The sequence below is a fragment of the Sphingobacterium alkalisoli genome, assembly GCF_005049105.1.
Classification (GTDB): domain Bacteria; phylum Bacteroidota; class Bacteroidia; order Sphingobacteriales; family Sphingobacteriaceae; genus Sphingobacterium; species Sphingobacterium alkalisoli.
Map to the genome: position 1 here is coordinate 57,348 of NZ_SUKA01000009.1, position 23,594 is coordinate 80,941.

A 23,594-nucleotide genomic window follows, 5' to 3' on the forward strand; every position below is an offset into this window, starting at 1 on the left:
CTTGTTTTCCTATTCTATGTACTTCGTTGTAAATCTTTTTTCATTTCATTCATTTTTTAGTTAATTGCTTCTAGTTAGTTAATTCCTATTTGTAATCTCTGAAATTTTGGGACAGCCTGTTCCATTAATCTCCACCGAACCAGTATCGCTTATTTTAAAAGTAGCATTACGCGTAGCACATAGCGACGACAAGACCTCATCAATGGTCTCTCCGCCATTAAATCTTCCACTAACTGGACAATTGGCTAAATTTTGATTCTTGAAATTGATATTTAAATCATATCTTCTTTCCAGTTTAGCTGCAAGTTCACCAAAAGACTGATTGTCAAATCGTACATCCTGAGCGGTCCATTCCATGGTTCTTTCAGCGGATACCTGTACTGCTTTCGGCGTCGACACCTCTGCTTCGATACGTATTTGCTGATCGGCCACCAAGTCAGTTTGGATGTGGTCTGTTTCGCGCTCTACTCGTACTTTGCCCCGCTGTACAGTCACCTGCACATCGTTCTGCTCTGAATCGGTTTTGATGGTGAAAGCAGTACCCAATACCACGGTTTTCACTTTCCCCGTATGGATAATAAATGGCTGATCTGCCTTATGATTTATATCAAAATAAGCCTCACCTACTAAATCGACCTCGCGAGTTGCTCCTTTAAAATTCGTGCGATATTCCAATCGGCTACCCGGTCTCAATATTACCCGTGAGCTATCCGGCAACAAAATAAATCTATTTTCCACCTGCTCCAATGGTGTAGCAGCGATTAAATTTTCAACGTCATCGATTCGATTAGCTTCTCTACTCCACCATATACTTACAAGCGCTACCAACAATACAGCTGCCGCTACCGTAACCCATTTGCGCCACTGCAAAACTGGTGGTGCCGTGCTGATTTGTGCCTCTTTCCAAATATTTTCCCGAAGTCGCGCTCGTATAGCCTGTTCCTCCTGCTCATCCTTCACCTTCCAAATGATATCACCATCCTGACTACGATACCATTCGTGCAAATACGCCCGTTCCTCTTCGGTAGCGATGCCCTGAAGGTATTTATCGATTAATACATCAAGATTATGATTCTTCATAAATTGTGGCTGTTATAATGTAGGTACCCTAAGGGATAGCGCAACCCTACATCAGATTAAAAAAAATTATTAAACTCTACTTCTAATTAAGTACATACTCGCTTCGCACTCACTTATAAAAATATATATTGAATATTTATAGGTATCTATGAACCCTCTAGAAACCCACTATTATAGCTCTAGAAAAACTCTTAAATTAGTGAATCTTTAGTGAAGTAGAGCGAATTTAATATGAAGTGCTCTACGCTAGAAATGGGACTAAAAAAGCAGCAAAAAAAAGAGACTAAATCCTACTTTACGCAGATTAACACGAAGTGTTTTTAGGGCACGTGTGATCTGAGCTTCTACGGCTTTCTCGGTAACATTTAATTCAGATGAGATCTCCTTATTCGTTTTATGCTCTTCACGACTAAGACGGAAGATCAGTTGACACTTTTCCGGAAGTTTCTCAACCAGACCGTCTATAAATTCTTGAAGAAACCGGGCATCGATATACTCTTCATCTAGTTGTCTCGTATCAACAGGCAGTACCGCATCGCGGATTTCCTGTTGTCTACGGGTACGCTGAATCTGTTTAAATGTGGCGAACTTCACTGCAGTAGCTAAGTAACTCGAAATTGTATCGATTTTCACCTCCGTACGACGTCGCCAGAGGGAAACAAACACCTCCTGTACAATCTCCTCTGCTACCATCTTATCATGCGTATGTTTGTAGGCCAGACCGAGAAGTATTTTCCAATATCGATCGTAAATGGTGGCAAAAGCCTCTTCACTGCCCCCTACTAGCGCGTTAGCTAGCTCGTCTTCCTGATAAAAATCTTTTGCTGACATGAAATAATCTCCGTATTAACACACCTTTTGATAAAATATAGACCTAAGAAGAATATTGACAATAAAATTCATCATAACAATCTAAAAAAATTAATAATCCAATAAAAAAAAGGCAAATACAGTCATCCAATTCGACATATTTGACGCAATTTATGATTAAACTTAGAAAGATTGACACGATAAACAAAAATAAATCTCCTGAATTTAAAAAAAATCATCCTGAGGATCATTTTCTTTCGATCTTACTTTTGTAATTACACGGGATCGTCTTCGTCGCTTTTGAAAACCTTATAGTGCAAATATAGCAACAAACCAAAAGACTATAATTAAGTAGATTTTTTTAAAAGTCGCTTCTTAGATTTGTTCTTAACACAAATCCAATAGCTTTCTTAACGCTACATCGACCTAGGTCGTGCTTTAATTCAGCAAGATTTAAGAATGAGTATAAAAAAGCACTATACTACCGAATTCGAAAATGTCGCCTTAGCGGGTTGACAATAGCAGGAATGGTGAACATTCGTGTCGACATGGTACATCGACGCGCTTTTGCGTACTTTTTGCAAGACAAAAGTATGAGTCATGCCACGGGGCTTGAGTGGTGGATAAATTTGGTTAATAAAAGCGTTAATTTAACATCTACAGTACCTCAAGAAATTGCCAAATCCGAAATTACCCAAACTGCCCTTTGATATAATTTGCAGTCACTTCATTTTTTGGGAAATTGAAAATATCCTGCGTAGCACCTTCTTCTTTTATCTCACCCAAATACATGAACACCGTCTTGTCTGCAATGCGCTGCGCTTGTTGCATATTATGGGTAACGATGACAATAGTATACTTTTCTTTCAGATGAGTTATCAACTCTTCTATCTTCAACGTACTTACCGGATCGAGTGCCGAGCAAGGTTCGTCCATCAGAATAACCTCTGGACGTAAAGCTACCGCACGCGCAATACACAGCCGTTGCTGCTGTCCTCCAGATAATCTTGTTGCCGGCATTTTTAAGTCATCCTTCACCTCTTCCCATAGAAATGCTTCGCGCAGTGCCTTTTCAACAACATCTTTGTTATGTGGCAGGTTATTGATCCGCAGGCCGTAAGCAATATTCTCATAGATGCTCTTAGGAAAAGGATTAGCTTTTTGGAATACCATTCCAATCCGCTTTCTGATTTCAGTAACAGGTATCGTTTTGTCGTATAAATCCAGTTCTTCAAGCTTCAGTCTACCGTCGATATGTGCGTCAGGAAAAAGATCATGCATCCTATTGAAGGTTCTCAACAGCGTGCTTTTACCACATCCCGAGGGACCAATCAGCGCTGCTATTTCGTGTTCATTGAAAGAAACAGTAATATTTTTTAGAACCTGCTTGGTTCCAAAGCTGAGGTTAAGCGATTCAGTGGAAAGTTTAGTTCTCATTTTTCCTGTATTTGTAGCGGAAGTAAAAAGCGGTTAAATTCATCAAAAACACCACAATAACCAATACCAAGGCCGTACCGTAGGCAATTGGTCGCACCTCTTCAATAGATTGATGTTGTGTAGATAACATATATAAATGGTATGGCAGCGCCATAAACTCGTCATTCAGATACCCTGTAGATCTATTGATATAGAATGCCGCGCCTGTAAACAGAATAGGGGCCGTTTCACCAGCTGCGCGGGATAATGTAAGCACCACGCCTGTGAGTATACCGGGCATCGCTGAAGGAACGACAACATCTTTAATGGTTTCAAATTTCGTAGCACCCACGGCCAATGCGGCTTCGCGCATACTATTAGGAATACGTACCAATGCTTCTTCGGTCGTCGTGATAATATAGGGTAAAGATAACAAACCCAATGTCAAACCTGCAGCCATGAGGGAAGTCCCGAACTGTAGCGCCTGTACAAATAAAGCTAATCCAAATAAACCATAAATAATCGAAGGTACACCGGATAGGTTCCGGATGGAAGCTCTTATTGTACGCGTAAGCCAGTTGTTTTCCGCATATTCATTTAGATAAATCGCACAGGAAACGCCAAACGGGATGGAAAAAAGCGCCGTGATCATGGTCAATAGCACGGTGCCTACCACCGGTGTAAAAATACCGCCTTTTGTCATGCCATCTGTCGGCACAGTGAATACAAATTCCCAGGAAAGCTTACTGGCTCCTTTGGAAATAATTTCCCAAAGAACCACCAGTAGAAAGAAGCAGACCAAGCATGTGCTCAACAATAAAGTGCCCCATTCAATTACACTTGTTATTTTTGGCGTTCTATACCGCATGATATTTTCTGAACTTATTGATAAAATATTCGCCCAACATATTCGCTATAAGCGTCATGAAAAACAGAACTGTCGCAATGGCGTATAACGCATAATAATGCGTAGTTTGGTAAGGTACCTCTCCCATTTCTATCGCTATGGTTGCTGTCATGGTCTTCACTGCATCAAACATTCCGGTCGGAAACATCGATGCATTACCCGTCGCCATCAGCACCGTCATCGTCTCCCCAATAGCCCGTCCAACACCAAGCATAATGGCGGCTATAATACCGGGAAATGCGGCAGGAATGACCACTTTTCGTAACGTCTGCCACTTGGTGGCACCTACACCGTAGCTTGCTTCCTTATAGGTATTTGGTACGGCATGTATTGCATCTTCCGCTACTGTAATAATGGTAGGCAGTGCCATAATTGCCAAAAGAATAGCACCATTGAGCGCGTTAAGTCCATTTGGCAAATCTGCCATAGTTGCAATCTGCGGACTCAATACGACAATACCTAGAAAACCGATCACAACAGAAGGAATAGCAGCAAGCATCTCGATCGCAGGTTTTAAGATATTTTTCAACCGAGGGCTGGCATATTCGGCTATAAAAGCAGCGGTACCAATTCCCAACGGAATCGCGATCAGCATCGCTCCAAAGGTGACTAATGTTGTACTGAGAATCAATGGAAGCATACCGTATCTTGGCGTGTCGCCGGTAGGATTCCACTCCATACCGGTGATAAAGTCCAGCGGCCTTACATCTAGGAAGAACGAAAAAGAATTGTAAATCAGCATCAAAAAGATACCACCCAACAAGGCCAAAACCAACAAACCTGTAGCTTTGAAAACTATCTTGAATAGTTTATCTAACGAAATCCGGGTTTTATATCTCATCTATTGTTTGTTTTTAATCGCTGATGACTTCTTGAGTGTTATAGTAGCCGTGTGCTTCGATCAATTTTTCACCCAGTGGGCTTCTTTCAAAATCGATAAATGGCTTCACTTTATCCCATGATTTTTCAATCACAAATTGGTACAGCGGACGTTGAAAAAAATACAGTCGATTATTAATAGCCTCTGGGTCTGTCGGCGACTGTGCTACTGCTGTTTCCGATTCTTTTATCTTTAAGATCTTAACACTTTCGTTTGCGGTTGGTTCATGCGCCACATAACCTGCCCCTACATAGCCTATCCCTGTTTTATCGGCTTTCACGCCTTCCAGAATCTGGGCATTCCCTGTCATTTCCTTGGCCGCAGATGAGAATTCTATATCCAATTTCTTTTTGACAAATGAATGCGTACCCGAGCTGCTCTGCCGTCCGTAAATATTGATGGGAAGATCGGTAGTGGTTATTTCTGCCCAATTTTTAATTTCTCCGCTCAGGATTTTCCCCAAAGTCGCCACATCTATTTCCTCCAGTGGTAGATCCCGATGCACCACAAAGGCAGTGGCATCCTCGGCAAAGATAATAGTACGAAGGGCAATGCCCTTGTCTTTGAATTGTTTTGTTTCTTCTTTTGATAACGGTCGGGAGGAATTTGCAATATCTGCCTGTCCATTGAGCAATGAAGTGATTCCGAGTCCCGAACCACCACCCGAAATCGCGATATTAAATTCAGGATCGATGGTTGCAAACTGCTCCGCGAGATTAACAGCTAAGTTTACTTCAGTATCTGAGCCTTTCATCTTAATCGAATTACCTCGACCGCTACAGCCCGTACAGAATACCAATCCCAAGCATACCGAAAGAAACAGAATACATTTAGCTAGCTCTCGCTCCATCCCCCAAATGTCCCACTCCGGTATTATGTTGCTATTACTTAAATATTAACAAAGTGTTAATATTTACTAAAAAACAGTTAACCCTTTCATACGTTTACAAATCCGCCCAATTGCGCTTTCAATAGATTATATTTTTGCATTAACGAATCTAAATTTCGTTGCGTTTGGTTGTCTAGCTCTTCAATATCTCTACGTCTGTTCTTTACCTGAATAGCATGTCCCAGTTTGTGCAACACATACTTGGCTGATGTCGGATAGGCATAATGCATCACTTTCATATGGTCTATTAAGAACTGTTGTACCTGTGCAACCTTATCTTGGCTATGTGCTTGGTCGTAATTATTACAGAGCCAAACGATCATTTCCGGAAAATAATTACCCTGAATACAAGAAAGTCCCGCCGATCCCGCTTTTAAGGTATCAACAGCATGCCCCATGTAGGCATCGTACACACCAAAATCCGCACAGTCTGCCGTCTCTCTTATTTTAGCTTCAACGTTCGTCATATCCAATGAAGTATCCTTATGGTATTTCACCCGTCCGGTCTTCGCAAGCTGGCCTAAAAAATCGGGTTGCATAATCCGCTTGTAGGGCACAGGACATTCATAAAAGCCCAATGGTACATCTGCGGTCCATTCGAGCAGCTTTTCTACATTCATACGAAATGTATCTTCACGATCATGTTCCTTGGCAAGTAAGCCCGTAATGACAATAACGGCGTCCACACCGGTCGCATAAATCTCTTTAACAAACTTTGCCTGATTTTCTATGGTGTCCTCAAACGTCCCTGTCGCTACTATTGGAACACGTCCCCTAACTTTTTCCACGATAAAAGAAACGGACGTGAGCATTTCTTCCTTCGACAGATTAAACATCTCACTCGAGAGGCAGTTGGCAAATAACCCTCCTGCACCCGCATCTAAATAATACTCCACAAGCTCTCCGAGTGCGCTGTAATCAATTTTCTCATCTTCCTGAAAAGGCATAAGCATTACAGGAATGAATTTCTTATCGTTTTGGACCTTCATATGCTAAAAGTGTATATATCGTTTACGTTCTTCTTAATTTTCGACTTAGATTTCCCACTAAAAAAATAGACAGTGTGCCCACGACAATAATCATATTGGCATGAAGAGGGTTTCTTAAAAAAGCATATTTTTCGGGAATTAAATACGAAAAGGTCATCCATAAAATTACACAGATGCCCACTATAGTGCCGATTAAGGCATCATTATTTTTAACTTTCTTACTGATTAGTCCTAGCAAAAACAGCCCCAGCATACCTCCCGCAAAAATCCCAGACAATGTCCACCATACATCCAGCAGACTTTTTATCCCAATCATTGCAATACCGCATAACATGCCGATCAGCCCCACTACTACGGTTGCGCCATACAGCACCTTCAAGCTATTTTTATCGGAAGAGCTGTCATTAAAGTACCGCTTATAAATATCTTCGGTAAATACTGTTGCCGATGCATTCATGCCTGAACTGATCGTACTCATGGCGGCTGATAAGATTGCCGAGACGATCAATCCCAATAGTCCGGTTGGTATCATATATACCATAAAATGAGGCATTATTTTATCCCCATAGTCGGCTGGTTTCATGGATGCTGCAAGCTGGCTCACCTCCGGACGATTAAGCGCTAATCCCAACTGCTCCGAAGCCGCTTGCAACTTGATTGTTTCCAAAAGCTCGGGATGCTGCTGATAATATGTGTACAGACATGTACCAATCACAAAAAACAAAAAGGAAACCGGAACATAGATCCACACGCAGAGCCAAACCGACTTATTCGCTTCTTTTGAATTTGCGGCCGTATGGTAACGTTGCACGTAGTTTTGATCCATACCAAAGTTATTCAAATTGATGAAAAACCCATACAGGAGCACGACCCAAAAGGAGGAGCTGACAAAATCGAATTCCATGGTTCCCAAACTAAATTTATTGTCGGCCGCTCCCTTTGTAAGGATATCATGAAAGCCACCCGGCACTTCCCTTACGATGAGATAGATAATAACAAGGGTTCCTGCCGTTTTCAAAATACCTTGTGCCACTTCAGTCCAGATGACCGCTTCGATCCCACCGAGCACCGTGTACACTACAATACAAATTCCGGTAACGATCATGATGATTACCATACTGTAACCCGTCAATGCCTGTAACGTAAGGGAGATACCGAAAAAAATCGAGCCAATACGTGCCAGTTGGGTCAGCAGGAAGCAAACTACCGCGTATGTACGGGCCCAAGTGCCAAACCGCTTTTCCAAATTGGTGTAAGCAGACACCTCCCCTGTACTTCTGTAAAAAGGCACAAAGTATTTTGTCGCCAACCATGCTGCTAACGGCATGGAAAGACTGAATACAAACGCATTCCAGTTGCCTCCGTAGGCCTTACCAGGCACACCCAGAAAGGTATTGGAACTTAAAAAAGTTGCGTATATCGATATTCCTATTGCCCAGCCGGGAATCCTTCCAGCTGCCCGGGTAAACTCCTCCGTCGTGCGGTTACGTCGGGAGAAATAGATACCGACTAATACCATTCCAAGCAAGTAAACAAGGATGATTCCTAAATCAAATACCGGTAGATTTTTCATACCCCGCACAGATGTACCGTCATACCCAAACTCGCCATCGCGCCGGCTTTCGTGCGCAGTGCTTTTAGGATGTCGTAGGTATCGTCAACGTAAACCACCTGTATATGGTTAGCCTTATGCTGGGCCATCATTTGATCGCGGGATACACCGTCCAATACCGCATGCATAATCGGCCACTCTGGCGTCGTAATACGCCATCTACGCTCAGTCTCTTCCTTCGGTAATTCTACGACCCTTCCTGTACCCATATCACAGTGTATTGTGCCCTCCTGAATATATACACGACTCCATACGATCTTTCCGGGTTTGCTCACTCCCCGAAGTGTTCCCCCTCCTTTTTTGAAAAACATAGGTGGCTGTCGCAGACTTTCGGCGCCTGCATAGCTACCGATAAAATGTGAGGCCGGCGCAGCCCCGGAGATTAAAAATACCCAAACAAACTCTTCTCTTCCATCGATCAAAAAGTTTGCTCCATATCGCAAATCATGGAGCGTATTATCACCCACCATGCCCAGACTTCGCCATAAATGGTAAGTCAGGTAGCCGTCTACACCTGCACATTCATCTACTTCGTTAAAATGTGGCAAGGCTTCATTCGCATACAGTTCACGCCCCTTTTCATCGTATGCAGGAGGTCTTAAAGTATTGTTCAACAGTCCCTCTACCAAATCACTGGCGGGTGCTAATTCTTTCAGACCCTGTTGATATTGTATACCAATCGTATCGCAGCCAAACTCGTCTGATAGACGTAGCGCTGCGATATACATTTTACACTGGTCTAACGTCTGTCTTCTAGTCAGAGACAGTTCCGCGTCTTCTCCCCAGTAAAATCTCATCCCTTGGCCAAGCAGCCACTGTAGGATCTGTTCTGCTTCTGCATCCGCCACCGTCAACATTTTGGCGTATAACGTAGATTGGCTGAGACGTTCCTTAAAGAAAAAGAGTTGATGGATTAAGTGATCGGGAATAATCGCATTGAACATCCCCATGCATCCTTCGTCGAAGACGCCCATAATCACTTTATTTCTTCGGATATCTTCGACAAATTGGGTGACTAATTCGCGTTCATCCCGCTGTAGATGGGTTGCATCAAAATCACGAACATGAGATGTATCATGTTGGATAGTTTTTGTGTCGATCCACTCCTTAAGTCCGCTTTCAAAAAAATTGTCCTCAAAATCCACGCTCCATAAGAAGCTGTATTGGATACCAGCCTTTGTCATTGAACCCGCTAGATTCAACGCACCTACGAGCCCGGGATAGGTACCGTCCCAATTGGCCACCAACAAGATAGGCCCTTGGTGCGTCAACAAACCGGCCAATAGATGGTGGCTATATTGCCACACACTTTCGGCAATCACTAAGGGAGCCGTAGGATCTATCCCTTTAAACACCTCGATACCAAAATGTTGGTAATCAATAAAACCATGTTTCTTTTCCGCATTGTATTTGTGCGCACGTACAATAGACCAGCCGTGTCGTTGGAAGGCTTCTGTCAACTTTCGTTCCATTGCTTCTTGGCTAGGCCAACAACTGATATTTGCCGAGGGGCGTAAATCCCCACTACACACTAAAAACGCTTGATGCTCCTGTATTGTCATACGATTTATATTTGGTATAACAAATATGGGAAGCATACAAGCTCAAATACTAAAAGAAATTATCCAAAATATCCAACATATTACCATGTAACAGTTAGGTGCTAGAAATAGGGGGCGGAGGCGATAAAAAATTAAAAAGTAACAGTGAAATAACAGCTCTATAATAAAAAGTTAACGTAGGGCACGTAGATTTGTGGTAGAGATATCATCCACTTCAAAGGTAATCGCCATCAAAAATGTCTCCTTTTTTCATCTCTCCCCGGTATGAAATCTGGAACTTGTAAAAGCCTCATGAATACCACGAGGCTTTTTTCTATTTTAAAAGTCTTTCCAATCTGTCGAGTTCACCATTCGTAATCTGTATCACCGAACCGTGCCTTGGCGTAAAATTACCTTTGGTATCTGTATTTTTTACAAATTCAAAATTGGTTAAATCATCACTTATACAGAACTGATAGTATCCCTCCGTGTAACAATCGTACATCAACATATACTTATCTGAGTCAATTATCGGAAAAACACTCGATCCTTCTACAATAGCATCCGTTTTCTGCAGATGCTTGTACTCGGTTTTATAAGGACCTTTCAACTTACGTGATGTAGCGCGCATAATACCGTTTTTCGTTTTAAAGCCATTGTTAACCGTCGACAGTCCTTCATCTTTAAAAAAAAGCACAAACTGTTTGTTCTTCTTATCGTAAACGATGTCTCCATCGATAGCAGCCGATCCAAAATCGAACAGCAACTTCGGTTCTGTTATATCCGTAAAATCCTTATTTGCGTACGAATAAAATATTTTAAAATAAGGTTGTGACCGATTGCCAACAGGATATTCCCAGTCATGCCGTCCGATACTGTAATAGATCATGTATTGTTTCTTTTTTGCATCCCAGATGGTTTGTGGCGCCCAAACGGCATGCAAATTTTCACGGTCAAATCCTTTCAGATTTGGAAAACGGCTTGGAAAGTCAATCCGGGAATGCTCCCAGTTGATCAGATCTTTACTTTTCATCAAAACGATACCATCATTGCTCTGCCACCCTTCGCTTGACCGCATATCCGTTAGCACCATATAGAACGTTTCGCCATCCTCTCCTCTAAGAATATGCGGATCCCGGATCCCCTTTTTTAAAGCGATGCTATCAGATGCCAAAATCGGCTCACCATTATTAAGCGCACGATAGTTTACACCATCTTTGCTGACCGCATACCTCACCTGCTCACCATCAGGACTATTACTCGAAAAATAAGCAAACAAGTAGTTTGAGAAATTGTTGGGACTGCTTGAAAAGTCTTTATCGCTATATTCCTGACCAAAATCAGGCATACCTTCTTTTGTCCATTTCAGCTCTCGTACATGAGTATGGCGATTAGGGTCATATAGTGGTTCACCATCGATATCCTTATAATCCCGGGCGTGATAAACCATAATATCTTTAGTACCGTCTTCCGATGTGGTAAAACTGTTGTGACCGGGGCCAAAACGACGAAGTTTTTCATTGGTAAAGAAGACAGGCTCGCTAAGCTTATGCCATGAATTCGGATTCAAAAGATCCGCTTCTTCATCGGCCCATAGAAGGCCTATACAATAGGAGGCGTCCGTTGCGCTGGCCGAAAAAGTTAAAAACACCTTTCCATTACGAACAAGCACTGCTGGGCCTTCGTTCACCTTATGTCCCCTCATTTCCCATTCATATTCCGGCTGACTAATTACGACTTGTCGATCATCCAGCTTGGTGGGGCTGATCATTTTTGCGATATATAAGCCGGTATTCACAACCGAGTCAGAGGCCCTATCTACCCAGATCATATAACGCTGTCCCTTATGCATAAAGGTAGTCGCATCCAACGAAAAATCGTTACGACGACTTTCCATCTCCCCCTCTTCCTTCCAGCTACCTTCTGTCGGATTTTTCATTGCATTCGATAGTACATATTTCCGAATTTTCCATTTTTCTTCAGCTGAACCCGCTGCAAAATAGATGTACCATGTCCCATCTATCTGATGAAGTTCTGGCGCCCATATATGATTCCCCATGATGCCTTCGCGATGCTTCCGCCATACCACTACAGCTTCTGCATCTTTAAGTCCATCAAGCGTTTTTGATTGACGTATTTCAATACGATCATATGACGGGACGGTCGCAATAAAATAATAGGTACCATCAGCACCTCGCGTAATAAACGGGTCAGCTCTTTGCGGAATCAAATGCGCTATGTCAGGTTGCTGTCCAGCTTCCTGAGCAGTAGCCCAATCTGCGCATAGGATACAAACAACTAGGATACAAACTCTTAAAAGTGTCTTCATTATTTCTTTATACGGTTATTTTATTGTTAGCCAAAAAATTGTTGGCGGATAATGTGTATAACAAATATAGTGAAATACAATTAAATGTTAGTAACACGTTTAATTGCTGGGTAAAAAAGGCTATTTGACACAGCGTTTTGCCACTGATTTTAGCAAACTCTTTACTGTAAACCATAGCAAAAAACCATTTCGACTTGCTAGTAACAATAAAGTGCAGACTGATAGCCTGCACTTCTATTTCATTATGAAACTGGTACCTGTCGAAAATCGATTTTTACATCTTATTCAACCAATCTTCAACTTCATCTTTTGTTTTTCCGGTCTTTTTTTGCAAAGTTCCAAGTAATTCATCTTCCTTGCCTTCTGCATACAACAATTCATCATCTGTGAGGTCTGCATATTGTTGTTTTACTTTTCCCTTTAGCTCGTTCCAACGACCTTTCCATGTTAACTCACTCATATTTACTCCCTTTTTAAATGTGTGTATATTAACAACAGCGGGGATTGGAAATAGTTTTCGCACACATAAACAATATCTTATCAATACACAAACATTAGTCCGGACTAACGAAGCTCAATACGGTCTGTATTAAAGGCAAAAAAATATCCTAAAGCGGGGAGCTCCAGGATATTTTAATTAACCAATTATTAACCTAAATTATGAGTTATTATAACGCTGTATATGCCTCACTTATTACAGTAGTTATGTCAAACCAATGTCATTTCAAAATAAAAATTATCAGGTCTGTATTCAACGATAACTTATCATCCTTGACAAGTGAATTTTATTCCTGTAGATATTCCTCTATCTTATCGACCATATCTGTGCTGCCACAGTACAATGCTGTACGCTGGTGTAGCTCCGTGGGTGTTATATCAAGGATTCGCTGCACACCGTCTGAAGCTTTCCCCCCGGCCTGCTCCACGATAAATGCTACCGGATTTGCTTCATACATCAAACGCAGTTTACCATTCGTATGCGAAGAGCTATTAGGATATAGAAATACTCCTCCCAACAAGAGATTACGATGGATATCTGCCACCAAGGATCCAATATAACGAGCAGTATAGGGACGTCCTGTCTCGTTATCTTCTTCTTCGCAATACTTAATGTATTTTTTCACCCCTTCCGGAAACTTACGGTAATTACCCTCATTGACGGAATAGATCCGTCCTTGAGTCGGTATCTTGATATCCGGATGCGACAAACAGAATTCCCCAATACTGGGATCCAATGTAAAACCATTAACACCTCTGCCAGTGGTGTACACCAACATCGTTGACGAACCATAGACAATATACCCAGCAGCCACCTGTAGAGCACCCTTTTGCAAGATATCCGCTGAGGTAGCTTCTCCGCTCGTAGAGGTACGTCTATAAATCGAAAACACGGTTCCTACTGAAACATTCACATCAATATTACTCGAACCATCCAAAGGATCAATACAGACCACATACTTCGCATTTTTAGAGACTTCCGATTGTATGGATATAGGATTTTCGTGTTCTTCCGAAGCGACTACACAACACTCCCCACCACTACGCAGGGCTGCGATGAACTGTTCGTCGGCGTACACGTCCAACTTCTGCTGTCCTTCACCTTGTATATTCATCTTCCCTGCCGAGCCAATAATATCAGCAAGTCCCGCTTTATTTACTTCACGGTTTACAATTTTTGCTGCAATACCAATATCGCGTAATAAACGAGAAAATTCACCCTTTGCATACGGAAAATCCGCTTGCTTTTCAATAATAAACTGGCCTAATGTTTTGAATGCTGTCATCGTATTTTAGTTAGTGGCTTCTAGGTGCATAAAGATACTGAATAACGACTAAAAAGTTGCGCAACAGCCTAATTTTCAATATGGATTCTACGCAATCGTTATCAGCAAGACTATCCACGTATTCATATAGTATATTTTACAGAAAGTGTTTTTTTCAATCGCTCGGTCAAAGAAACCCGAACCGCAATCAAACTACTTCATGACGGACAGTGACCACGTCCGTTGCCACCGTTCAGCCAGTGAAAGGGAAACAATTCCTTCTTTCTCTAACAGTCCTCCCCGATGTTGTGCCGTATCATTAACACCGCACCAAGGTTCTAAGCAGATAAAAGATGACCCGGGAGCCGACCAAAGTCCCAAATATGGAAATCCTTCGAAGATAAATTCAACCCCGTAATCTTCCTGCCTATTACCTAGTCTTACTTTCTTAGACGCGAGATTCTTTAGCACCCAGGCATCATCCTGAAACATACTTCCACTTAATTGCAACTGTTGATTTTGCAAAGGATAAAACTCCGGTTGTGTATGCAGCAAGCCTTGCTTTAAATAGTACCGTGTCACGGCGTTATCATCTGGAAATTCCAAATAGTAATCAGCCCAGCTTTTCCGATTCGAAAAATCCAGCTGTAGAGCCGGGTGTCCTCCAATCGAAAACACCATCTCTTCTTCACTGTTGTTCCACACCTCATAAGTGCAATACAATCTATCCTCCTCCAAGATATAATGCACAAACAAATCAAACTCAAATGGGTACATGTCTTTCGTTTTCTCGTCTGCCCGCAAGACGAAACTAAGCTCCGTTTCAGTTTGCACGACTAGACCAAAGGTACTGTCGCGCGCAAAACCATGTTTCGGCAGTTGATATTCCTGACCATTATGTTGGTACCTTCCATTTTTTAAACCACCCACAATCGGGAATAATATTGGTGAACTTTTTGCCCAGAAGCGTGGATCACGCTGCCAGATATATTCGCGCGCAGAATTCTTAGCAAATACACTTCGAAGTTCGGCTCCTTCTGGCACTATTTCTACTTTTAGCAGCTCATTTTCAAGAATCATTTTTTTATTTTAGGCGTTTAGACATCAGCTATTAGGAGTTACTTGTTAGAAGCTTCTTTTTCTGCTACAACTCTCCGCAATCCATGGCTCGAAAAGCGATGGCTCCGCTTATTGAAGTAGATATCAATCTTTTCTTCAATGCAATATTTGCGTCCCGTGAAATCCCGGTCGCGGTATTCTTCGCCAATAAACCGGACATTTATGGGCAACGCCTTAATCATATCCACCAAATCCTGCTCCGTCTCATAAGGAATGATTTCGTCCACATAACGACATCCTTCCAGCTGAATATAGCGCTCAACAACAGACTGTGTAGGTTTATTCTTTTCAGGAGACACCTCTGATGGATCCGTATTCAGTCCAACTATTAAATAATCACAGTTACGCTTTGCTTCTTCAAGCATCATAATATGACCGGCATGTAGCAGATCAAATACGCCAAAAGTTATTCCTATCTTCATTCAATTATTTATTTTATTTATCTAACAAAAAGCCTGTATAAATTAAATTGTTTGCTCATTTTATGATCTAGAAAACAATTTTCCAACGTTCATCTAGTATAAGTTTCCGCAAACGAGGTACTTTTCGTTAAATATACCAACTTCTGAAGTTTTCGTTATTAAAAAACACATTAATTTTCGATCATGAGGAAAATTATATACCTATCGTTAGACACAACCGTTTATTTAACGACAATTTTAACCCGCTAAATATTCTTGAGCTTTTTACGTATACGGCACAAAGTTTCCTTTTTCATACCAAGATATGAAGCTAGATATTTAAGCCCTACACGACCAAATAGTGTTCTACGTGTTAGCGCTAAACGTCGATAGCGCTTTTCCGCCGACGGAAGCCGGCCGAGATAAGCACGTTCCTCCGCATCTCGATAATATACTTCCAATACTTTTCTACCAATCACATTCACCTCAGGAAAACGATCATACAGTTCATCCAAACACGATCTGCTGATTGCGATCAACAGCGTATCCTCGAGCGCCTGTATATATTCTTCGGTCTGCACATCCAAACCCAGGTTACGTATGCTGCCTACGATATTATTTTCTTCGGATATCCAAGTTGTAATTTCCTCCCCATCCTCACGTATAAACCCTCTCATGAGACCTTTGACGATAAAATAGATGATTTCCGTACTATCGAGCGGGCTTCTAATGAACTTCCCTTTCTTTACCTTCTCATAACGTGTATTTTCCAACACATATATCATGGCAAGTCTAGGAATAGGAAAAATTTTATGAAAGAAATATAACATTTCCTTCCCCCCATCGGGGTATAACTTGATAAGTTTGTCCATAGGTTGATATAAGCCTCCTTCTCACGCGACAACAGGATTTTCTGTATTCTTTACAGAAATACTGTAAAAAGCTAACGCGACGCTTTGTTAAAAACAACCATGGATTTCATGGTGATGAGCTCGTTAAAAATCGACCAAAAATAACCTTTCCTAGCGGAGAAAAATGTGATATATATTACATTTTTAAAAAAACGCATATAGAGATTCACCACATTAAAAAAACCAGCCATCATCGTGCAAATCTGTCAGTAAATTCGGACAGATTTTCGACCTTCGTGTACAGGTGACACATTTGCAGTCGCAACTGAAACACCTAACCATAAAGCCCCGATTTGTCAATTTTTTAGGTTTGCAGCGAGATAGGGTATATATTAATCTACCAATAAGTGACACGTAGAAGATCCCTTTCATATTTTTCATTTTTTTCTGCATTATGACTTTGTTTGCATGATCATTGCGGCGTTTTAGGTGAAAAAACGGAGAGCGTCTTCGTTGATTTAAATCTTATAAACAAATTACAGAACGATGAAAGTACTAGTAATTGGAGGGGGGAATATGGGCTTCACCTACGCGGAAGCTATTGCAAAATCAACATTTTTAAAAGCTAAGGATTTGATGATCCTAGACAAGTCAGAAGAACGGGTAGCAGAACTAAAGAGACACCCACTTTTAGATGCGTATGCTGACTTAAAAGACTGTTTGCCAAAAGCAGATGTGGTTTTAATAGCTGTTAAACCGAATCATGCACAAGGATTAATGACAGAAATGAAATCTTTGGTAAACAACGAACAGGTATTTGTTTCTATTATGGCTGGTGTTACGATCAACGTAATACAGAATGGCTTGGGCGTAGCTAAAGTCGTTAGAGCAATGCCCAATTTACCGGCTCAGGTAGGTTTAGGCATGACCTCATTTACCGCTGCGGATGAAGTTTCACGATTAGAACTTTCAACAATTGAACAACTCTTGGACACAACGGGAAGATCTATTCATTTAGAAACCGAAAAGGGTATAGATGCCTCAACGGGTATTTCGGGCAGTGGTCCTGCTTACATATTTTATTTTATGCAGTCCATGTTGGAGGCCGCACAGAACATGGGATTTTCTGCCCGCGAAGCGCGCACGTTAGTGTACCAAACTTTCGCTGGCGCAGTCGAACTTTTTGGTTCGTCTGATCTTGATCCAAATGCTTGGATGGCAAAAGTTGCTTCTAAAGGAGGTACTACGCGGGCGGCACTTGACTCCATGGAGGATAACAATGTGAAAGAGATGATCAAGGAAGCCGCTTATGCTGCTTTTAACCGTGCGGTAGAATTAGGTAAGGAGTTTAACCATGCGTAACGAACAAAAGGAGATTAAACGAGTCGTGATCAAAGTAGGAACAAACGTCATCACCAATAAAGATCACCGAATTGATGGTACTGTTTTGAATAAGCTCGTCGAACAAATTGCGGAATTATACGAACACGACATCCTTACCGTTCTCGTTTCATCGGGTTCCGTTATCGCAGGAAAGGAGGTGATGCGGCACCAGCTACAAACACAGGATAAAATTGTCAGAAGACAGGTATTTTCCGCTATCGGACAACCCCGCATGATGCGGCATTATTATACACTGTTTCAATCCCATGGCATGCGCTGTGCGCAGGTGTTAGCTACCAAGCGCGACTTTGACCCAGGTAGGCACCGCGAAAACATGACTAATTGCTACGAAGGACTTCTACGAGAAGGTGTTATCCCGATTGCGAACGAAGATGATGCGGTATCGTTGTCAATGTCCACCTTTACCGACAATGACGAATTGGCGAGTCTGGTCGCCGAATTGACCAATGCGGATATGCTGATTATCCTTACCGATGCAGAGGGTTTTTTCAACGGCCATCCAACAGATCCTAATAGCGAGCTTATTAAAGAGATAACTGCTGACGAACCCGTCGAACAATTTGTTCAGGAAAGTACTAAAGGCGAAGCGGAAGGCAGAGGTGGAATGAAGTCTAAATTGCATATCGCGAAGAAGACTGCAAAGATGAATATCCCTACCTACATAGCCAATGGGAAAAGGCCCAATGTCATTCTAGATATTGTAAGTGGGAAAGAAGTAGGGACGAAGTTTACCATTTAGAAGTAAAAAACAACTTCCCATACGAGAGGTGCTCCATAGCTGAGCACCTCTTTTTACAAAAAGTATTAACCTTCATCCCACCATCGCTGAAGGAGGTCATTATGTTCCTCCACCCATTCTCTGGCCGTTTCCTTTTTATTCTTACTCGCTTCCATTTTAGTGAGTAGATCAGCCATAACCTCTTGCTCAAAGAAAGCATGCTGAAAATAGCGGAATACTTCTGGAAACTCCGTTTCAAAATCCTGCCGAACAAACGTTTCGATATGCTCTGTATCACCGTATATCTTTTTTGGATCGTCCAAAAATTTAAGTTCAAATCGACCAAATAACCAATGCGGTTGCCATGCAGTAACCACAATCCATCTCTTGTCATTAACGGCCTTTTGGAGTTCCGAAGCCATGGCGATCATGGAAGAATTCAGCTGTTTATAATTTAAGTCATATGCAAACAGCACACTATCTGTGTAGGTCGCCATCCCCGAACCACGTTCAATACCGATGATATTTCCATCGAATTTATCGATATTATTGTTTAGCTCCTCGATCGAGTTGATATCCACATATTTCGGCACTACAAGCCCGAGCTTTGCGCCTTCGTAATTAATCCCAGCACTGAAAATATGGCTAAAAGGAGCAACCTTCTGCCCATGCGTCGTTGGCAACCATACATTCATAAACACGTCGGTATCGCCATTATCCATCGAGGCCAATAAAAGATTGGGCGCCGCTTTATGCGTAACGATATGATAACCTTTTTGTGTAAGGAACTCTTTACTTACTAAAGTCATGGCATTACCTTCGGCCCAACCCTCTACCATCCCCATGCTGATCCGCTTTGTTAAACGCTCGCTACAGCTGGATACTATACTGCATAGTATTCCTAAAAAAAGTATTCTATATATCACCTGTTTCATTTACTTATCTTATTACCAAATGCCTGCGTAATCCGATCTAGCACGATGGCTAAGATTACCACGGATAAACCGCTTTCAAACCCCAATCCAATATCTAAATTGTTAATTCCCTCCAGTACTTTTTCACCAAGACCACCTGCAGCAATCATACCTGCTATAACCACCATCGACAAAGAAAGCAGGATAGTTTGATTTACCCCGGTAAGGATAGTCTTCAATGCCAAAGGCAATTCAACTTTAAACAGTATTTGCTTTTGGGTGGCACCTAAAGAACGTGCCGCCTCCAGTATATCAGCTGGAACCTGTTGAATCCCCAGCGCAGTTAAACGTACAGCAGGCGGCATCGCAAATATAATGGTTGCGAAGGCACCAGGCAGTTTACCGATACTAAAGAAAAGCACAGCGGGAATCAAGTACACAAAAGCTGGCATGGTCTGCATGAGATCGAGCAAGGGCCGGATGATACGTTGTGCAGTTTGATTTTTTGCCGACCATATACCTAAGGGTACGGCCATAATTAATGCGATAATTGTAGAGGAAATGATCAATGCCAATGTCTGCATAGTTTCTTCCCAGAACCCCATCAAATAAATTAGCGCTAATCCGAAAAGCGTAAATACCGCAACACGAGATCCTGCATATTTCCAGGCTGCTGCAGTGAACAAGGCGATGGTAATATAAAAAGGAACACCCACTAATACCCATTCGATACTTTCAATACCGGCATTTCCCGTACTTTTGATGAAGTCAAATAGTGGTCTTAGGTTATTCATTAGCCATTTAACGGCTACTGCTACATATTGTCCTATATCTATTGTTTTTTCCATAGTTAACTGTTGTTCGCGTTTTCTTTTAATTTAGTGATGTCCTGCTCATTAAAGCGAGTAGCCTCAATAACCACCGCATTTTGTGACACGATACCCAACAACTTTCTCGACTCTTTGTCGATTACCGCGATAGGCGACCGGGTCGCACTAATAAGTGGCAACATTTCTTCCACCGTTACCTCTGTCGTCACTGCGGGTACCTCCGTTAAGATTATACGCTGTACGTTCTTCTCTTCCGCTTTGGCACATTGAAGTGCGTCATTAACCCATACAAAACCTAGGAATCCCTGTTGGTCGTCGACTACGGGCAGCACATCCAGGCCAGTTGCGCGCATTTTGCGTAAGGTACCTTCAGGGCCATCCTTACCGAAGCGAACGACCGTCGGCTTTTCATGCATCAGAGAACCCGCCGTGATAATCGTTTTGCGGTCTACCTTTTTTACAAAAGCTTCTATGTAAGGTGTAGCGGGATTAGTCAGGATCTCTTCTGCGGTACCGATTTGTTCGATAATACCATCCTTCATAATCACGATTCGATCGCCCAGCTTAATGGCTTCATCCAAATCATGTGTGACAAATACCACGGTTTTTCTAAGTTTACTTTGCAGGCCAAGTAGCTCATCTTGCATCTCGGTTTTGATCAGGGGATCTAGGGCGGAGAAAGCTTCATCCATCAGCAATACTTCGGGGTCATTGGTAAGGGCACGCGCCAAGCCAACACGTTGCTGCATCCCCCCAGAAAGCTGAGCCGGGTTCTGCCGCTCGAAGCCCTGAAGTCCGACTGTCTCTATCGCTTCCAACGCTTTCTTCTCCCGGCTTTGCTTATCTTCGCCACGAAGTTCTAAACCGAAGGCTACATTTTCTACGATCGTACGATGTGGTAACAAGCCAAATTTCTGAAACACCATGCTCATTTCCGTACGACGTACATCAAGTAGCTCCTTATGGTTTTTACGTGTGATATTTTCCCCATTGACGTAGACATCTCCAGCCGTAGGTTCTATCAATCGGTTTAAACAGCGAAGCAAAGTCGATTTTCCGCTCCCCGAAAGTCCCATGATAACGAAGAACTCACCTTCGTAAATTTCAAAGTTTGCACGGTTTACGCCAACAGTACATTGTGCTTTAGATAGAATTTCCTTTTTGGTAGCGCCTTCTTTAAGCATTTTAAGGGCATTTTCTTTGTTCTTGCCAAAGATTAACACCAGATCGTCGACCTTTATTTTTATAGGTCTGTTTTCTTCCATGTTTAACGGATTTTAATATGTTGTTGAATAATGCAGATGGGGCCTACCCGCCTAGATACAGATAAGCCTATTGATGGCTCACAGAAATACATTACTTAATAAAACGTGCTCCCTATATAAAAAGGAAATCCATTAAAGCGCAAACAGTTGCACTTTAGAGTAGATGTATCTCGTGAACGAAACCGTGGAATTTAAAATCCTGAGGGAGGGATTTTCGGAGTATTTGTTAGGGATTCTTTTCTAATTCGATAAAACAAGCAATACGAAATACTGTATATTCTTTTTTTTCTCATTGACACAAAGGTACAAAAAAATAATTACTAGGATTTCTTCAGGTACTCTGTTTGGTAATCGCCAATGTGTTCTTCACTTTCCACTATACTTTTTCTGTTGATCAAAAAATTAAAGATCCCGAAAGCAATGAGGCCGGCAGAAATCACGAAGAATATCCACATAATGAGATGTGATTCACTGAACGAAAAGAAACTATCTATAGAAAGACCTGCCACAAAAAAGTACATGGCCGTACGTAAAAATGCCAAAAAAGTCGTCTGGTTTGCCAGATGGGTACGCTGTATTGCTAATTTTTCCCTTAATATCAGATCTTTATTCATCGTTGCTACATCTCCTATTCTACGTATCCGTAAACAGAATCTAAATTAGAAAATAGTTTCGACAAAACGGAGCATCCTAAATATTCATTGCTTTCAGTTCTTTCACGGTGTGGTCGACCGCACGTGCTGTCAGTGCCATGTAGGTGAGGGTCGGGTGTCATACAGGCGCCATCAGTCACATAGACATTTTTACATAGATGCATCTGGTTCCACTTATTCAACAGCGATATGCAAAAGTGGGATCCCCTATTTATCTTTCTTTTGGACATCCAACCAAACCTTATTTTCCTGTTTTGGTATTGCCTCTGCCATCATATGGGAATGCACGCGCCATTCGCTCCACTCGCCATTCAATAAATTATCCTTTAATCTCTGACCAATATCATCACTATTTCGCATCACTTGTCTTCCTGCGCCAAATGTAATTTGTCTCAAAAAGCAAGCTTATCTTCTCAATTTATGGCGCACCCTAACCTATTTCATACGACAAGACAGCTAAACTTTTTGCATCTTTCTATTGATCGCTTTTCTTTTCTTAATTGCTTTTTAAGAAAAAAAAGCTACCTTAGATGCTGCAATTCTATTTCATAGTGCGTACACCAATTGATCTAACCATGGAACGAGTATCGCTTCGTGGGTATTGTGGGCTTTTAATAGTGGATTAGCAAGAAGAAATATTTACATGAAAGAAAATAAAAAAACAAAGAAATCTCTTGTTACTAAATCAAAACTACTGCAAGCAGTGGAAAAAGTACTTACTGAAAAGGGATTTACGGAATTAAAGGTTATGCCAATCTGCGAGGCTTCAGATGTCGACAAAAAACTAATATATTTCCATTTTGGGGATTTGAAAGGCTTACATACCAAATTCATTCTATCACGAGATTTTTGGCAGCCAAAAAAGGAGATTCCCGAGGAGCTGACTAGCGAAGTTTTGATTGATTATTTTACCGCTATCTATGAAGACAATTTGCAAAAACAGCTACTAATATGGGAACTAAACAATCTGAACGAAACACTAAAAGGTGTTGCGAGCAAGCGGGAAGAGCTCGAAAACCAGATGATCGACAAATTTATCAAACAACAGGATTTACCTGCAGATGTCCGTCCGTTGCTGGCGTTGCTCGTTGGTGGATTTAACTATCTTTCTCTCCGTTCTGCGGAAAAGGGTGACGAATTCTGTGGGATCGACATGCATAAGACATCCGATAGAGACCGAATAATCAATACGATGAAAATGCTGATTGACGGGGTCAAATAAA

At 41.7% G+C, this 23,594-nt stretch carries 23 protein-coding genes; 3 read left to right on the top strand and 20 right to left on the bottom strand.

The genetic code is table 11. The features are described 5' to 3' along the window. Positions 1 to 78: 78 nt before the first annotated feature. From FAZ19_RS21225 to FAZ19_RS21295, 15 genes are all read right to left on the bottom strand, one after another. Complete coding sequence (locus tag FAZ19_RS21225; protein ID WP_136822777.1) at positions 79 to 1,080, bottom strand: FecR family protein; 1,002 nt, start codon at positions 1,078 to 1,080, stop codon at positions 79 to 81. Positions 1,081 to 1,338: 258 nt separating this feature from the next. After that, complete coding sequence (locus FAZ19_RS21230; protein ID WP_136822778.1) at positions 1,339 to 1,911, bottom strand: RNA polymerase sigma-70 factor; 573 nt, start codon at positions 1,909 to 1,911, stop codon at positions 1,339 to 1,341. 669 nt (positions 1,912 to 2,580) lie between these two features. After that, positions 2,581 to 3,327 carry a phosphate ABC transporter ATP-binding protein PstB gene (gene pstB / locus FAZ19_RS21235; RefSeq protein ID WP_136822779.1) on the bottom strand — a complete coding sequence of 249 codons (747 nt, stop codon included), beginning with the start codon at positions 3,325 to 3,327 and terminating at the stop codon, positions 2,581 to 2,583. Further along, positions 3,317 to 4,174, bottom strand: coding sequence for a phosphate ABC transporter permease PstA (pstA, locus tag FAZ19_RS21240; RefSeq protein ID WP_136822780.1), 858 nt, complete (start codon positions 4,172 to 4,174; stop codon positions 3,317 to 3,319). The genes pstB and pstA overlap by 11 nt, the downstream gene beginning before the upstream one ends. After that, positions 4,164 to 5,054 carry a phosphate ABC transporter permease subunit PstC gene (gene pstC / locus FAZ19_RS21245; protein ID WP_136822781.1) on the bottom strand — a complete coding sequence of 297 codons (891 nt, stop codon included), beginning with the start codon at positions 5,052 to 5,054 and terminating at the stop codon, positions 4,164 to 4,166. The genes pstA and pstC overlap by 11 nt, the downstream gene beginning before the upstream one ends. Positions 5,055 to 5,067: 13 nt before the next feature. Further along, positions 5,068 to 5,847 carry a PstS family phosphate ABC transporter substrate-binding protein gene (locus tag FAZ19_RS21250; RefSeq protein ID WP_229707668.1) on the bottom strand — a complete coding sequence of 260 codons (780 nt, stop codon included), beginning with the start codon at positions 5,845 to 5,847 and terminating at the stop codon, positions 5,068 to 5,070. 182 nt (positions 5,848 to 6,029) lie between these two features. After that, positions 6,030 to 6,971: a dihydrodipicolinate synthase family protein gene (locus tag FAZ19_RS21255; RefSeq protein ID WP_136822783.1), complete on the bottom strand. Its 942-nt coding sequence runs from the start codon at positions 6,969 to 6,971 to the stop codon at positions 6,030 to 6,032. A gap of 22 nt (positions 6,972 to 6,993) precedes the next feature. Continuing rightward, complete coding sequence (locus tag FAZ19_RS21260; protein ID WP_136822784.1) at positions 6,994 to 8,544, bottom strand: sodium:solute symporter; 1,551 nt, start codon at positions 8,542 to 8,544, stop codon at positions 6,994 to 6,996. Beyond that, positions 8,541 to 10,145: a fucose isomerase gene (locus FAZ19_RS21265; protein ID WP_211245550.1), complete on the bottom strand. Its 1,605-nt coding sequence runs from the start codon at positions 10,143 to 10,145 to the stop codon at positions 8,541 to 8,543. Before FAZ19_RS21265 ends, FAZ19_RS21260 begins: the two co-directional genes overlap by 4 nt. Positions 10,146 to 10,458: 313 nt before the next feature. Beyond that, entirely contained in the window at positions 10,459 to 12,453 is a 1,995-nt protein-coding gene (locus tag FAZ19_RS21270; protein WP_136822785.1) for a family 43 glycosylhydrolase, read from the bottom strand. 274 nt (positions 12,454 to 12,727) lie between these two features. After that, the gene (locus FAZ19_RS21275) at positions 12,728 to 12,913 is read right to left on the bottom strand and encodes a CsbD family protein (RefSeq protein ID WP_136822786.1); all 186 of its coding nucleotides are present in this window, start codon (positions 12,911 to 12,913) and stop codon (positions 12,728 to 12,730) included. A 325-nt stretch (positions 12,914 to 13,238) separates the two neighbouring features. Then, positions 13,239 to 14,237 (bottom strand): class 1 fructose-bisphosphatase, encoded by a 999-nt coding sequence (gene fbp / locus FAZ19_RS21280; protein WP_136822787.1) that lies wholly within the window; start codon positions 14,235 to 14,237, stop codon positions 13,239 to 13,241. 192 nt (positions 14,238 to 14,429) lie between these two features. Continuing rightward, complete coding sequence (locus tag FAZ19_RS21285; protein WP_136822788.1) at positions 14,430 to 15,296, bottom strand: aldose 1-epimerase family protein; 867 nt, start codon at positions 15,294 to 15,296, stop codon at positions 14,430 to 14,432. 38 nt (positions 15,297 to 15,334) lie between these two features. Beyond that, positions 15,335 to 15,757, bottom strand: a complete 423-nt coding sequence (locus FAZ19_RS21290; RefSeq protein WP_136822789.1) for an adenylyltransferase/cytidyltransferase family protein — start codon at positions 15,755 to 15,757, stop codon at positions 15,335 to 15,337. 245 nt (positions 15,758 to 16,002) lie between these two features. Further along, positions 16,003 to 16,608 carry a Crp/Fnr family transcriptional regulator gene (locus FAZ19_RS21295; RefSeq protein ID WP_136822790.1) on the bottom strand — a complete coding sequence of 202 codons (606 nt, stop codon included), beginning with the start codon at positions 16,606 to 16,608 and terminating at the stop codon, positions 16,003 to 16,005. A gap of 525 nt (positions 16,609 to 17,133) precedes the next feature. On the opposite strand from FAZ19_RS21295, the gene proC reads away from it, so the two are divergent. Both proC and proB read left to right on the top strand, forming a co-directional pair. After that, a complete protein-coding gene (proC, locus tag FAZ19_RS21300) occupies positions 17,134 to 17,949 on the top strand; it encodes a pyrroline-5-carboxylate reductase (protein ID WP_136822791.1) in 816 nt (271 codons plus the stop codon). Next, a complete protein-coding gene (gene proB, locus FAZ19_RS21305) occupies positions 17,942 to 18,730 on the top strand; it encodes a glutamate 5-kinase (protein WP_136822792.1) in 789 nt (262 codons plus the stop codon). The genes proC and proB overlap by 8 nt, the downstream gene beginning before the upstream one ends. A 65-nt stretch (positions 18,731 to 18,795) precedes the next feature. Here the strand turns inward: proB and FAZ19_RS21310 are convergent, their stop codons facing one another. From FAZ19_RS21310 to FAZ19_RS21330, 5 genes are all read right to left on the bottom strand, one after another. Beyond that, on the bottom strand, positions 18,796 to 19,644 hold the full coding sequence (locus FAZ19_RS21310; protein ID WP_136822793.1) for a glycine betaine ABC transporter substrate-binding protein: 849 nt from the start codon (positions 19,642 to 19,644) through the stop codon (positions 18,796 to 18,798). Continuing rightward, the gene (locus FAZ19_RS21315; RefSeq protein ID WP_136822794.1) at positions 19,641 to 20,471 is read right to left on the bottom strand and encodes an ABC transporter permease; all 831 of its coding nucleotides are present in this window, start codon (positions 20,469 to 20,471) and stop codon (positions 19,641 to 19,643) included. Before FAZ19_RS21315 ends, FAZ19_RS21310 begins: the two co-directional genes overlap by 4 nt. A 2-nt stretch (positions 20,472 to 20,473) precedes the next feature. After that, on the bottom strand, positions 20,474 to 21,718 hold the full coding sequence (locus FAZ19_RS21320; RefSeq protein ID WP_136822795.1) for a quaternary amine ABC transporter ATP-binding protein: 1,245 nt from the start codon (positions 21,716 to 21,718) through the stop codon (positions 20,474 to 20,476). Between the two features lie 320 nt (positions 21,719 to 22,038). Beyond that, a complete protein-coding gene (locus FAZ19_RS21325; RefSeq protein WP_136822796.1) occupies positions 22,039 to 22,332 on the bottom strand; it encodes a DUF202 domain-containing protein in 294 nt (97 codons plus the stop codon). Between the two features lie 246 nt (positions 22,333 to 22,578). Then, entirely contained in the window at positions 22,579 to 22,767 is a 189-nt protein-coding gene (locus FAZ19_RS21330; RefSeq protein ID WP_136822797.1) for a hypothetical protein, read from the bottom strand. A 247-nt stretch (positions 22,768 to 23,014) separates the two neighbouring features. On the opposite strand from FAZ19_RS21330, the gene FAZ19_RS21335 reads away from it, so the two are divergent. Then, positions 23,015 to 23,593 (top strand): TetR/AcrR family transcriptional regulator, encoded by a 579-nt coding sequence (locus FAZ19_RS21335; RefSeq protein ID WP_136822798.1) that lies wholly within the window; start codon positions 23,015 to 23,017, stop codon positions 23,591 to 23,593. Position 23,594: the final 1 nt, after the last annotated feature.